Source organism: Vibrio gazogenes (assembly GCF_023920225.1).
Lineage (GTDB): Bacteria > Pseudomonadota > Gammaproteobacteria > Enterobacterales > Vibrionaceae > Vibrio > Vibrio gazogenes.
This window is the reverse complement of sequence record NZ_CP092588.1, coordinates 589,051-603,119: the sequence shown is the minus strand read 5'-3', so window position 1 is coordinate 603,119 and position 14,069 is coordinate 589,051. Positions and strand designations below refer to the sequence as shown.

The 14,069-nt window shown below is 42.8% G+C and carries 11 protein-coding genes; 3 read left to right on the top strand and 8 right to left on the bottom strand.

The genetic code is table 11. The annotated features are described in order from the left end of the window. The first annotated feature begins 13 nt into the window (after window positions 1-13). Window positions 14-1,171 (top strand): conjugal transfer protein TraF, encoded by a 1,158-nt coding sequence (locus MKS89_RS18270; RefSeq protein WP_072959730.1) that lies wholly within the window; start codon window positions 14-16, stop codon window positions 1,169-1,171. A gap of 1,610 nt (window positions 1,172-2,781) precedes the next feature. Here the strand turns inward: MKS89_RS18270 and MKS89_RS18265 are convergent. The 3 genes from MKS89_RS18265 to MKS89_RS18255 all read right to left on the bottom strand — a co-directional run bounded on the left by MKS89_RS18265 (window position 2,782) and on the right by MKS89_RS18255 (window position 4,885). Next, a complete protein-coding gene (locus MKS89_RS18265; RefSeq protein WP_072959735.1) occupies window positions 2,782-3,927 on the bottom strand; it encodes an iron-containing alcohol dehydrogenase in 1,146 nt (381 codons plus the stop codon). Between the two features lie 259 nt (window positions 3,928-4,186). After that, a complete protein-coding gene (yciH, locus tag MKS89_RS18260; RefSeq protein WP_072959737.1) occupies window positions 4,187-4,498 on the bottom strand; it encodes a stress response translation initiation inhibitor YciH in 312 nt (103 codons plus the stop codon). A 6-nt stretch (window positions 4,499-4,504) separates the two neighbouring features. Continuing rightward, entirely contained in the window at window positions 4,505-4,885 is a 381-nt protein-coding gene (locus tag MKS89_RS18255; protein ID WP_072959740.1) for a DUF3319 domain-containing protein, read from the bottom strand. A 101-nt stretch (window positions 4,886-4,986) separates the two neighbouring features. On the opposite strand from MKS89_RS18255, the gene MKS89_RS18250 reads away from it, so the two are divergent. Next, window positions 4,987-5,955: a tyrosine-type recombinase/integrase gene (locus MKS89_RS18250; RefSeq protein ID WP_072959743.1), complete on the top strand. Its 969-nt coding sequence runs from the start codon at window positions 4,987-4,989 to the stop codon at window positions 5,953-5,955. On the opposite strand, the gene MKS89_RS18245 is transcribed toward MKS89_RS18250, so the two are convergent. Then, window positions 5,936-6,952 carry a D-alanine--D-alanine ligase gene (locus MKS89_RS18245; RefSeq protein WP_072959746.1) on the bottom strand — a complete coding sequence of 339 codons (1,017 nt, stop codon included), beginning with the start codon at window positions 6,950-6,952 and terminating at the stop codon, window positions 5,936-5,938. The genes MKS89_RS18250 and MKS89_RS18245 overlap by 20 nt on opposite strands. 149 nt (window positions 6,953-7,101) lie before the next feature. After that, window positions 7,102-7,659, bottom strand: coding sequence for an SPOR domain-containing protein (locus tag MKS89_RS18240; protein WP_072959965.1), 558 nt, complete (start codon window positions 7,657-7,659; stop codon window positions 7,102-7,104). Window positions 7,660-7,874: 215 nt separating this feature from the next. Between MKS89_RS18240 and MKS89_RS18235 the strand changes: the two genes are divergently transcribed. Then, window positions 7,875-10,571 (top strand): bifunctional acetate--CoA ligase family protein/GNAT family N-acetyltransferase, encoded by a 2,697-nt coding sequence (locus tag MKS89_RS18235; RefSeq protein ID WP_072959749.1) that lies wholly within the window; start codon window positions 7,875-7,877, stop codon window positions 10,569-10,571. Window positions 10,572-10,645: 74 nt separating this feature from the next. Here the strand turns inward: MKS89_RS18235 and MKS89_RS18230 are convergent, their stop codons facing one another. The 3 genes from MKS89_RS18230 to MKS89_RS18220 form a co-directional block, all read right to left on the bottom strand. Beyond that, a complete protein-coding gene (locus tag MKS89_RS18230) occupies window positions 10,646-11,536 on the bottom strand; it encodes a LysR substrate-binding domain-containing protein (protein WP_072959752.1) in 891 nt (296 codons plus the stop codon). A 268-nt stretch (window positions 11,537-11,804) separates the two neighbouring features. Continuing rightward, entirely contained in the window at window positions 11,805-13,499 is a 1,695-nt protein-coding gene (locus MKS89_RS18225; RefSeq protein ID WP_072959755.1) for an SgrR family transcriptional regulator, read from the bottom strand. An 89-nt stretch (window positions 13,500-13,588) separates the two neighbouring features. Continuing rightward, window positions 13,589-14,011, bottom strand: a complete 423-nt coding sequence (locus tag MKS89_RS18220) for a hotdog fold thioesterase (protein ID WP_072959758.1) — start codon at window positions 14,009-14,011, stop codon at window positions 13,589-13,591. Window positions 14,012-14,069: the final 58 nt, after the last annotated feature.

Below are 14,069 nucleotides of genomic sequence, written 5' to 3'. Positions count from 1 at the left end.
GTTTATAGCGCATATGGATATACAACTAAAATATTTAATTCCTTCACTTCTCGTTGTTTCATCCGGGAGTATGGCAGCTTCCTACGCTGTTGAGGCCCGAGGGGATGCAATGGGAGGGACCGGGGTTGTTTCAGCCAATTATCTCACTGCTCCTTTCTATAATCCTGCCATTGTTGCCATTTATCGTAGAAACGATGATGCGGGAATGCTACTTCCCAGTTTTGGACTGACTTATAACGATCCTGATGATATTTCCAATACAATCGATGATGTAGGCGATTCAATCAAAAATATGGAAGGCGGGGATTCATCACAAGAAGCTAAACTTCAGAGTCAGCTCGATGCGCTCAATGGTGGAGAACTCAAAGCTGATATTGGTGGTGCGATCGCAATAGGGATTCCCAATCAATATATTTCGATGAATTTGTTTGGTAAAGCCTATGCAGAGACTTATGTAACACCATCAATCGCGACAACCGGTTCCTCAACGCTTGATAATGCGCAGAATAGTACGATCGATGCTGTTTCTGTTGCGGTCACTGAAGTAGGTCTTTCTCTGGCAAAGTATCAAACATTTCTAGGGCAACATATCTCAGTTGGTGTATCTCCAAAACTGCAACGAGTGTATACCTATGTATACGAAGCCAGTTTGAAGAACTATGATCTCAGTGATATCGATGCAAATAGTACCGGAGAAACGGTATTTAACTTAGATGCAGGTCTGCTGTGGTTTTATGGGCCAGTAAGAGTTGGATTCGCAGCAACCAATTTGGTTTCTCGTGATATCACTACCCGGCGAGTTGCTTCCAGTATATCTGGCAAGGCCGATCTGCAATATAGTTATCAACTCAGACCACTATATACTGTTGGTGTTGGGCTGATTGGTGATTATGCCTCGATTAGTGTTGATTATGATCTGAATGAAGAAGAGCGCTATACCAATTTCAATGATAATACCCAGATGCTGCGTGTCGGCGGTGAAATCGATATTCTGCGTCAGCTAAAATTGCGAGCCGGTTATAAAAAGAATCTGGCTTATAGTAATTCTGATGGGGTATACACTGCGGGGATAGGGCTTTCTCTACTCGGATTATTTGAACTTGATGCTGCGGTTAGCTATACCAATGCACATGCCAAAGGCGCCTATGTGAATTTCCTGTCCACATACTAACGCGTTTATTTTTTCTCTTAAGTACATACCTATCTAAGCTCTCTCTGAAAAGAGGGGGCTTTTTATTTTCTGAAATATAAATCTTGTATACCAACATCACTGCGCGTAGTGATTACTTACACTGCTTAGTTAATTCTCTATGAGAAATAAGTTGATCGTTTTAATGCGCACCTTCATTATTTGCCGATATTGTAATTAAAACTTATATTTTTCATTGGTTTATAACAGAATATTCAACTCTCATAGAGTGATAATTAACCGTACATAACGCTTCCTAAAGAGAGATGATCTTTTCAGATCTCATGTTAGTGAATACTTCTGCTGTGTGACAGTATCACTCTAGATATATAAACTAATGCACTATAACTAATATTTGAGGTAAAAATAAACAAACAGCATCACCGCAGCGCCAAAACATAGCAGTAGACGAAACCATTTATCTTTAATAGAAGAGGGTTGATATGAATTGAGCGTAGCCGAGTCAGGTAACACATTGCAGATTTGGGTACAGTATCCGGACTGGGATTATCTGGAATGAACCGGAATCCTCAGTCTCGTTTTTTTGTTATAAGCATGTGGGCTTATAGTTGGGAAAATGAGGAGACAAGCCCCGTGATGAAGTTCGGGGGAAGTGAAAGATTCCAATGGGCGCGGTCAGTAGTTCCCCGAACTTCAAGAAAGGTAATACCCCCCGTCCTGCCAGACTTGAGCGAAGCTATGATTCTCTCTGAAAAAATAGTGAGTCGCACAAACATGTTAGGGGTGGTATATTATCCTTGTATAGCATATATCATGTATTACTCTTTTGAGTGATTTAATGAATGAAAAGCCCAGTGTGCAACCACAGGGCTTTAGCGCATTACATAAAAAATGCGTTTATTATTGCTATTAGCAACCTGATGAGTTCAGTTAACAACTGAATCATAAAACCTCCTTTCAGGTTTGTTTATCTATAAGCTCTAATACTGGCGGGTATTGGAGCTTCCTCTTTTTTGATTACGCATGATATACATATCTCTCAATTTTCCTGAATTCACCTCCTTCATTGTTTGTTGATTTCAATTTATCAGAAGAAATCCAATAAAAATAGATAGTTAATATTTGACACGGCAGAAAGGATACTGAATTATTTTGCTTTAACGAGGGCTATTGGTTGGTACTTATCGTATAAAGTAACTTAATTCTCTGGTTTGGAGTATGGGGAATCGGTGGATAAGTTGTAGCTAGACTTTTTTTTAGTCTTAACTAGAAGTGGTGTTAATAAGTTCTGATTTATTAGTCTTAGCTAGAAGTGATGTTAATAAGCGCTGATGTTAAAAAGCCGCTAGCTTTAATAGCGGCTTATGGTTTCTGAGATAGATGTATTAGTTGGTCATTTTCACAATATTAGGACTGATTCAGTCTTTTTTTTAAATCTTCCAAAGTGCGCATTATGTACGTTATGTTAAATAACATAATTGGGGCGATTCAATTGATTCAACCATTCCCCCTATAAGTCATGTTCCCACGGGGTTTGATACTGTTATTCTCTTCACAGAAGGTTTCTGGATAGTAACAACGAGCGCGGCAATTGGCCGGCCGCTCTCGTTTAATACTTGAACGATGGAAGATCACTCTCCGTAATAGCTCTTACGGTATAAACTCTTCACATCTTCAACGGTTGGTTTTCCTGGATTGGTCAATGTGCACGGATCACCATAGGCTCGCTCACTCATTCTTTCCAATACTCGGATAAATTTCTCTTCGCTGAAATCAACCTCATCACAATCTTTAAAGCAGGATGGAATATCCAACGCTTTGTTTAGTTCTCTGACGGTTTGTGCCAAATTATCAATGCCGAGAATGCTTTCAGCCAACTGATATTTGGTGGTGTATTGTCTGTTGAAATCAATAATATATGGCAACAGAATCGCATTTGACAGACCATGAGTCACTCCAAACTCACCACCGATTTTGTGAGCGAGTGAATGGACCAATCCTAACGAGGCATTGGTAAACGCCATCCCTGCAAGCGCAGATGCATTGTGCATATTATAACGTGCTTCTTTATTGTCTGGTTCTTTATATGCTGTTTCAATGTTATCGATAACCAGCTTGATGGCTTCAATCGAATACGGATCTGTAAATGATGTTGCGGCAATGGAAACCAGTGCCTCTGCAGCATGTGTCAAAACATCCATGCCGGTATTGGCAGTAATATGTGCTGGCATTGTTTCTGGTAGTTTGGGATCAAGAATCGCAATATCCGGCACCATGTCAGCAGCGACAATGGGATACTTGATATGGTTCTCGGTATCAGTGATTACAGAAAATGCTGTAATTTCAGATGCGGTGCCACTGGTTGATGGAATGGCAATAAACTTTGCTTTTTGACGTAGTGCCGGCATGGAGCCAACTTCAATGATATCTTCAAATTTTAAGTGAGGATGTTCATAAAAGCACCACATGACTTTGGCTGCATCAAGAGCCGATCCGCCCCCTATCGCTACAATCCAGTCAGGTTCAAAACTCATCATGGCTTCAGCACCGCGCCATACGGTTTTAACGGATGGATTCGGTTCAACACCATCAATAATGATGCTACGAATACCGGCTTGTGATAGATAATCTTGGCATTGTTCCAAAAACCCAAATTTTTTCATTGAGCTTCCACCGGTCACAATCACAGCCTTCTGGCCTTTTAACGTTGCCAGTTCAGCCAGTGCCCCCTCTCCATAAATAATATCCCTGGGTACAGAAAATCTCATGACGTTCATATTTATCCCCTATAGTTTGCATATGAAAATGTGATTAGGCATACAATATGCTCACAAGCGCACTGAAACACTGATTTGAATCATTAATCACGGATAAATTCTATAGATATGAAATCGCTAGATATTTTTTGTACAACAGGAAAAATAAGGATGACTTAACTCAGCCAAGGGAACATAAATATTATGTGTGAAAGAATAAAAAAGCCCCATTGTGACGTTGTCACTCAGGAGCCTTTTGACTGATTTCATCGGAAACAAATTAACCACCGGCGAGTTTAACGGTATGGCCTTTCTTTTCCAGAAGCATTTTGATTTTTTCTCGGTCATCGCCTTGGATTTCAATATGCCCGTCTTTTACTGCACCACCACAACCACAATGTTTTTTTAATTCAGCTGCCAAGAGTTTCAATGCAGCATCGTCAAGATCAAGACCGGTGATAACACAAACACCTTTCCCTTTTCTTCCCTTAGTTTGTCTTTGTATTCTCACAATACCATCGCCTTTCGGCCGCTGAGGTTGTGAATCTTCAGGTTTAATGCGTCCAACTTCGGTGGAATATACTAATGTCATATTTGATTACTTCTTTGCTGCTGCCGCTGCTTTCGCCTGACGGAGTTCTATAATTGTTTTTTCAATGTGCTTTTCAATTGCGAGTTTGGAGCCCTTAAGTAGCCGACCATTGAATATACAGTACCAATCATTCGGCTCACCAGTATCATTTTTCAGAGTAAAGCCAGCAAACTGCACTTGTTTCGCTGTCTGTTGCTCTCTCTTTACTTCGATGTTGGAAAATTCTTTGGGATCAATAATCGAAGCAGTATCACACCACCAATCAATACTCTTCTGCACCGCTGTTTTATTACCGGAAAGAATGTGATTCTTGATTTTTACTCGCCAGACATTACTGGATTGACCGGCAGATTTGAGGGTAAATCCTCGGTATGTTGCAACAGCCATATGTCTACTCAGCCCTTTTATGTATTTCCATTTAATATTAATTGTAATCGACACATGATCAAGTATATTTAGGGCTAATAACCTAGTTATAGTGCATTAAAATGTTAAAAAAACCAATACTAATCACAAAAAAGACAATAATTGAAGATTATACCAAACGGCTTTGTACTTTTATCGGTAAAGAACAACTCGATGAATTGACACAACATCAGTATTCAAACAGTTCTTTACTTGCGATGGCTAAAGACTGGAATTTATTTGTCGAATTTTGTCAGCATAAGCATGCTGTTCCTTATCCGGCATCTCCGGATATGATTCGTCTTTTTCTTGAAAAGGAGTCCCGAGAGAGGAAGTTTTCAACCTTACGTCGTTACAGCGTCACTATAACTGTACTACATAAATTGCTTGGGTATCCGGATCCAATCACAAATCATCAAATCCGTTTACTCCTAATGTCTTTAAGAACAGAGAAAAAAGGCGATAATAGTCAAGCAGATGCGTTAGGTCGAGAACATCTTGAGCAACTCGATACAAAGCTTGCTACATCGAAAGCGGCCAAAGATATTCGAGATCTTGCCATCTATCATCTGATGTTTGAGTGCATACTGAAACGAGTCGAACTCAGAAAGTTCCGCGTTGAACAGCTCACCTTTCACTCAGCCACTGAAGTACAGGTTGAACTCAGAGGTAATAGTTATCAACTTTCTCCACAGGCTTCAGAAGCCGTTCACCGCTGGTATCAGCTGATTGATATCCACGCTTCACCTTATGTTTTTCGTTCGATCGATCGTCATCAAAACATCGGGATTGAAAAACTGAATGACTCATCGATCTATCGAATTTTAAGAGGTGCCGGAGAGCGACTTGGGATTGCCCATCTTAAATTTTCAGGTCAATCGACCCGCATCGGGGCAACACAAGAACTCTATCAACAAGGGATGAAAATCAAAGAAATTCAGTCTTTTGGTCGCTGGCAAAGCCCAGTGATGCCTTCTCAGTACGTTGGAAAGCATCGCCAGGCTGAAATTGGAATGCAACAATTTAAATCGTTTAAGCCTTGGAAGTCGTGACTTGTTCCAATGAGCGCTCAATACAATCTGTTAAAAAATCTGCCATATGATGGCCATTGTTTTCTAACATTTTCGGGAACATTGAGATTGGTGTCATTCCTGGGAATGTATTCACTTCGTTCAAATAAACTTCTCCATCCGAGGTCAAGAAAAAGTCAACTCGGGCAAGATGTCGAAGTTTCATGTGGCGAAATACTTTCTCGCTGTATTCACGAATGGAGGCAAGTTGTTCAGTAGTAAGACCTTCAGCCTCAACTTTGGTATAAGAGTGGCTGGTTTGACTATATTTCTCTTCATAGGTGTAAAAAGCGTCAGCCGGGGCAATGACCTCTCCCGGTGCCGAAATATGAAGTTCTCCGCCAATTTCATAAGCAGCAACTTCTAGCTCTCGCGGTTTTACTGCTTTTTCAACGAGAACCTGATCCGAAAACTGAAATGCCGAGGTGATAGACTGACGCAATTGCGCTAAATCAGTGACCTTGTAACACCCAACGGAAGAACCTTGTCGAGCAGCTTTGACAAATAAAGCTCCCCAACGATGCAATGCTTCTTCACATTGTGCGATCGTCTGGTCCATGAATTCAGACAAGAATAAATAAGGCGTATTGGGTACGCCTAGCGCATCATACCAAAGCTTCGAGGTGATCTTATTAAAGCTATTTGAACTGGCCTCGGGACCACATCCCAGATATGGAATGGCAGCCAGTTCAAGCATCGACTGAATATCGCCAGTCTCTCCGGGATAACCATGGATGCATGGCACCACGAAATCAATTTTCTGACGACTGGCATCAGTATTCAGTGTTGCAGTATTGGTATCCAAATATGCCAAATGGCCGTCTTCGGTGAACCATCCGTCACGTTTCATTTCAATACGTTCGACGTCAAAGCGAGGATTAGTTTGGAGCTGTTCCTGAACATAATCCGCAGAAACCAATGACACCTCATGTTCTGATGAACCACCACCACAAAGCAATAATATATTGATACGGTCCATTATTCTTCCACAGTTCCTTTCAGTTTAAACCGCCCCTATCATAGATAATTCCAGATAAAGTTGTAGTCTTATCTTTCTTTAAGATACTAACCGTTCTTTATTTATACAAAAAAGTTACACAAAAAAAGGGCCTAGGGCCCTTTTTCTATTTAATTAAGCTTATTTAAAGTCGGATATTCTGAATTTTTAATGGCGTCAATACTTTTCACAAAAGGTTTGAGTTGACGGAATTCAGCCGGCAGCATTTGAATAGCCTGATGCGCTTTAGCACGCGTTGCAAAATCACCGTATAAGACCGTATACCACTTCGTCCCATTCACGACTTTGTAGTTTTCCCAAACAGGCTGACCATCTTTGGGAAGCTTGCTAGAAAATTTATCCACTTTACTTTGAGTACCAACGGCAACCACCTGAATGGTGTAACCAAAACGTGGATTCATTGCCACCTGTTTTGCTGTTGGCGGAGTAATCGTCACAGCGGTCTGACTCGGTTGAGACATTTTTTTAGATGGTTCTATCGTCCGAACCACATTCATCTCTGTCACACCTTCAGCGGTTTTTCCCTGCTGAGAAACCACCGGTTGCTGTATTTTGGCCGTGGGATATTCTTCCTGGTAGCTTTCAGTTGTCACATCCGTTACATAAGTACCAGAAGAGCATGCCGCCAGCAGTAACGTAGACAAACCGAGAATGACTTTTTTTTCCATAGTTTTCGTGCCTTTCATAAAGAGTGTATCAATCATGCCCATAGCCGAGTCTAGAATCAAGTTTAGGTAATAAATTCAAATGAATAACATGTGATATAAAACACAAAGTATTAAACAATATTAAGCGAATATCCAAGTTTTGCTTTTCATATCCCTGCTTTCATCAATCCAATTGTATAATCAGACGGATATCCTTGCTGATGTGAGAAATAAAAATGAACAACCTGTCTCATTTTTTAAAACCCAGATCCGTTGCCGTCATTGGAGCCTCTAATCGTCCACTACGAGCTGGTCATGTGGTAATGAAAAACCTGCTCAGCGGTAACTTTGATGGTACGGTCATGCCGGTCACCCCCCGTTATACTTCTGTTTGTGGTGTACTGGCTTATAAAACAATCGACTCACTGCCTATCATACCGGATATCGCAGTTTTATGTACGCACGCCTCAAGAAATATTTCGCTTTTCCACCAGCTTGCCGAGAAAAAAGTCGCTTATGTAGTGGTTTTATCTTCAGATATGTACAGCAATGATCCAGAAGATCATCAGATTCAACAACAGTGTCTTGCTATCGCAAAAGCAGCCAATATGCGGATTGTTGGCCCAAATAGTCTGGGGATCATCCTCCCTTGGATCTCATTTAATGCCTCTTTTTCTCCGATCCCTGCTTTGAAAGGTAATATTGCTTTTATTTCTCAGTCAGCGGCAGTGTGTACAACCATTCTGGACTGGGCCAATGAAAAACAGATTGGCTTTTCTGCCTTTATTTCTCTGGGCAATGCGTCAGATATTGATTTCAATGATCTGCTCGATCATCTCAGTACAGATCGTCACACCGATGCGATTTTGCTCTATATCGACACGATTCGGAATGCCAGACGATTTATCTCTGCGGCTCGGGCAGCTTCGCGGAACCGGAGAATTCTGGTATTGAAAGGCGGAAGAACGCTGGAAGGTAGAAAAGCGGCCAAAGCACATACCGGAGGTATCGATACCCTCGATATTATTTATGACTCTGCCATTCGGCGTAGCGGTATGTTGCGTGTTCATAACACGCATGAACTGTTTGCCGCAGTGGAAACCTTAACTCACCCTCTCCCACTCCGCGGTGAGCGCTTGGCAATTATCACCAACGGTGGCGGGCCAGCCATTATGGCCATTGATACCTTACTCGAATGTGGTGGCAAGTTAGCACGGCTGGATGATGACATCATGCACAAACTCGATCAGTGTCTACCGCCAAGTTGGTCACACGCTAACCCCATTGATCTTGTGGGGGATGCCGGGCATCAACGCTATGTGTCAGCACTGAATGCCGTATTAGATTCAGACATTGCCGATGCGATTTTAATTATGCATTGTCCTTCAGCCGTTGCAGAGTCAGAACAGACGGCTCAAGCCGTGATTGATGCCTTAAATCAACATCCACGCAGCCGCCAGTTTAACATTTTGACCAACTGGTCGGGTGAACTCACCGCTAAAGCGGCTCGGCAACGATTCTATCAAGCCGGGATTCCGACTTACCGAACCCCGGAAAGTTCAGTGACCGCATTTATGCACATGGTTGAATACAAGCGAAATCAAAAGCAATTGATGGAAACACCAACGACTGCTGATTTTCTTCCACCAGAAAAAATTCACAAGGCTCAAAAGTGGATTCAAGAACATCTCCATCTTGCGAATCAGCAAGCGACATTACTCGATACTCACCAAATCGGTGATTTACTGACCTGTTTTGAGTTTAATGTACTCCCCACTTGGATGGCACAAGATAGTAGCGAAGCCGTCCATATTGCCGAAACCATCGGTTATCCGGTTGCGGTCAAATTACGCTCACCGGATATCGCACATAAATCCGATGTACAAGGTGTCATGCTCAACCTCAGGAATCGTCACGAAGTTGAAAGCGCCTCACAGGCAATCCTCGATCGGGTGAGTCTGTCTTATCCGGCAGCACTGATTCATGGCTTAGTTGTGCAAGGCATGGCAAAACTCGCTGGCGGCGAGGAACTGCGGATCAAAGTCAAACATGATGATACCTTCGGCCCGGTAATTCTTCTAGGACAAGGAGGCTCAGAATGGCAAGAAGCAACAGATGCCGAAGCGGCCCTGCCTCCGTTGAATATGACGTTGGCAAGATATTTAATCGTCCAAGCGATCAAGAACAATAAAATCCGCCTGCAAAAACTTCCGGAACCGATTGATATTGACGGGTTGTCTCAGTTTTTAGTGAGACTCTCACAATTCATCGAAACGTGTCCTGAAGTTCATGAATTAGATATTCATCCCCTGCTGGTCAATGGCCATCAATTTACGATTCTGGATGCCGATTTGCATCTCAAACCTTACCACGGTGACGCGCAACAGCGGTTAGCTATCCGTCCCTATCCGTCGGAGATGGAAGAACAGGTGGTTATGAAAAACCAAGAATCCATTTTGATTCGCCCGATTTTGCCGGAAGACGAACCCGATCATGCGGACTTCATCAGTAAGGTCTCCAAAGAGGATCTGTATAAACGCTTTTTTACGGAAGTGGGTGAATTCAACCATGAAGCTTTAGCGAATATGACTCAGATTGATTATGACCGGGAAATGGCTTTTGTTGCGGTTCGCTCATCTCCTGAACACGAGATTATCGGTGTCTCGCGCGCATTAATCGCACCGGACAACAGTGATGCAGAATTTGCAATTCTAATTCGCTCCGACTTGAAAGGTCTGGGATTGGGACGCATTCTGATGAGAAAAATTATCGACTATTGTACAAATAAAGGAACGCAACAAATATCAGGCATCACCATGCCAAGTAACCAAGGGATGTTATCACTGGCTCAGAAACTCGGATTTCATGTGGAAGTTCATTTCGAAGATGGGACAGCAGAAATGCAACTGTTGTTATCGCAAGCGAGTGAATGATGACAGTCAAACGAAAACAGAGTCGCTTGTCTGCGACTCTATTCTTTTTCGCTTTTGCTATGTCATATAACTCTTCAATTGAGTAAGTCCCAATGTTTTTTCAGATACTGAATACACCAAGATTTGGCCTCACCCATTTTATTCCGACGCCAAGCCAGCACTAAATCTGCATCTTTCTTTTCCGTACCGTGAATGATTTGTAGTTTACCCGCATCAATCAGGGGCTGTGCTACCTGTTGTGGTAGTGTCCCAATCCCAAGCCCGGATGTAATCGCCTGACACTTAGCCGCAAAATTTGTCACAGTCAGCCGCGGTTGTTTTTGCAGTATATTCACACTCAGTGGTGGTTGCTCTCTGGCAGTATCTGCAATCGCAACAATCCGATACTTCTGGCGAGCACTTTCATCAAACACACCACTCCGTTTATGAACGTAGTGTCCGGTTGCGGCCACCCAGACCATTGACATTGATCCCAATGATTCAACTTTGACATCATGAGGCATGGTTTCAAGACGAGGACAGATCAAAAGATCGGCACGATCCGATGCCAGCGACTCCCAACATCCCGCTAGAATTTCCTCTTGAAGCCGAACTCTGGTTTTACTCACATTGCCGAGAGCTTCCACTAGCGGAAAAAAATTATCCACGGGAATAATGCCATCATAAGCGAGCGTCAAATCCAGCTCCCAGCCATTTGCCAGCACCGTTGCATCATTTACCAGCTTGTCGGTTTCAGAGAGAATTTGTCGCCCGTGATCCAGTAGTAATCGTCCGGCATCAGTAAAACTGGCCTTATGACCGGAGCGGTCAAAAATGATGATATCGAGATCCTGCTCCAATTTTTGAATCTGATAACTCAGGGAACTTGGTGCGCGATTCATCTCATGTGCCGCCGCAGCAAAACTGCCACGTCGTTCGATCGCATCGAGAATATAAAGCGCTTCTAATGTAATAGGACTATGCAAAATCAGTATCCTTAAGCTATTTTCTTAAACGCAGGTTAAAAACCATATACATTTAAAATGCATATTTGTTCAAGCTCGTTGATGAAACTCATGAACTTCTACTCAGGCTCAATATCGATAAATTGCCACCATTAAATACGTCGTTATTCAAGCATTATACAAAAAGACCGCATGTTGATAACGGGCACATGTTGACTGATGGCATATCATTTTGCGCCGCTTTGCCAAACCGCAGTAAAAAACACATCCGAAACATGATGGATGATGCTCAATCCAGCTTCGGTTTGACCCATACCCGACCAAAATCAAACCATCCCAGCGCATTACATTTGGCATTTTGCAATGCGCCACACTGGTCATGACTAATACCGAACCAACTGTGAAACAGGGGAACAATTTGATATTTTTCAATCACAGACTTACCGATTTCTCTTGCCGGAAATGGCTGTTCAGGCTCGCTCCGCCAGCAATCAATCAACTGCTGCCAACCGGCGAAATCCTCAGGCTGACTGGTTTGACTGACATCGGAATAATCCAAAAGCCACCCCGCCAGTGCATCATCGCGATGGTTTGATATACCCATGGCTTTTATCCAGATATCAATCTTTTGGGTTACATCGACGACGCCATGTTCATACGTACTCAGTTCAACCTGAATACCATCTTGCGTCAACAAAGTCTGAATCACATCAACCAAATGGGGATACATCGGATGCTTGGCATGATAAGCGATCCGAACCGGACGCGTTATCTCTGGGAGAATGATTTGGCGACAGGGACGATGGTGATACCACCCTGGTTTCAACCCGTGAGCCGGCAACATTCCCCAGGTTACAACCGTTTCTTCCGGTAAAAGACCAAACAAGTTGAGTCCGCTCAGTTTACTACTCAGATATTCAGCCCACACACGATCACAGGCAATCCCATCTCTACGGTTCAATTGTAGGTAAATACATCCCGGATCCAAATCGACATCTTCACGAGACGCGCCACGTCTCAACCTGAGGGGGGTATTCAAGGTTGGAAAAACCAAAGAAGAGTCTGCTTCATCAATGACACAGACTTCAATCTGATCGAGCAACGGACGATAACCAAAATAACTATCAAATGCTTCCAGAATCAATCGCTTGTCATCATTAATCACCACTTTAAATGGTCCGGTACCAATTGGCATGATGTCAAACTCGTTGTCTTGCTGAACATTAGGAGTCACAATTCTTGCACACGTTTCAGCCAATAAAACCGGTAGACGCAAATCAGGTTTATTCAGATGAATATCAATCACCCAATCTCCGGGCGATGATACTTCTTCAATATGATGGAACAATCTGAAATGCTGCAATTCACAAAGGCTGTCAACCACCAATTCTGATGTCAGCAATTGACCATTATGAAACCGGACACCGGGACGTAAATAAAACCGCCAATGATATGCAGACAAACTCTGCCAGCTATGTGCCAGATCGGGCTGAAGAACTTCATTCTCATCGAAGGTTGTGAGACCGCTAAAAACTTGCCGGGCAATATGCTGTTCAGAACGCCGCATCGGTTTACGAGGATTGAGCATCGATAACGGACGATAGTAAGGCAGACGAACAACTTGCCGCCCCTGCTGATGCTGGACGCCAAGATAATTTTGAATGACTTGAGTCAGTTTATCAGCATTCTGATCCAGTACGGAGAACGCCTGACCAAATTTTCCTTCTTCAAGATATCGTCTGGCCAGATTCTCACTGACATCATTCCGACTGCGTTTAAAAATCAGATGCGATAATTTGCCCCGGCCAGCCGCCGGATGCCACTCGATCCAACCTTCTTCTTCCATCTTATTCAAAACAATACGGGCATTACGGCGCGTACAAAACAGTATATCCGTCACATCTTCTAAATGGACTTCCGTATTTTGACCTTCAAAGTGTTCGAATAAGGTTTCAAACTGGACACGTAATCTCGGACTACTCATAAAAATAAAGGGGGAAATTGATGATGCTATCCATAGTTCTATAATTTCCTATTTTCCCCGATTCTGCAAACTTCGTCCGCATATTATTGTTATTTTTTATGTTTAACGGCAATGGTCAGACGGCTGGTACACACTAGCCGATCCCGCTCATCATGAATATTGATCTGCCATACTTGCGTCGATACACCGATATGCATGGGTTGAGCGACCCCCGTAACCGTCCCGCTTCTGACTGCCCGGATGTGATTGGCATTAATATCCAACCCGACGCAATAAGCACCTTCATCAACACAACAATTCGCCGCAACCGAGCCTAATGTTTCAGCAAGTACCACGGAAGCACCGCCGTGCAGCATTCCCAATGGCTGATGGGTAAAATGACAAACCGGCATCGTTGCCGATATCGTTGAATCGGTAACTTCCGTATAAACAATATTCAAATGTTCCATCATGGTGTTGACTGAAGTTTGATTCAATAAATCAATATCAATCGGTCTTTTCCAGATACGCATAATCTACCTTTCACAAATCAAACAGAGGTGAGTGAACCGAAGTTTTCGCTCAAAAAGT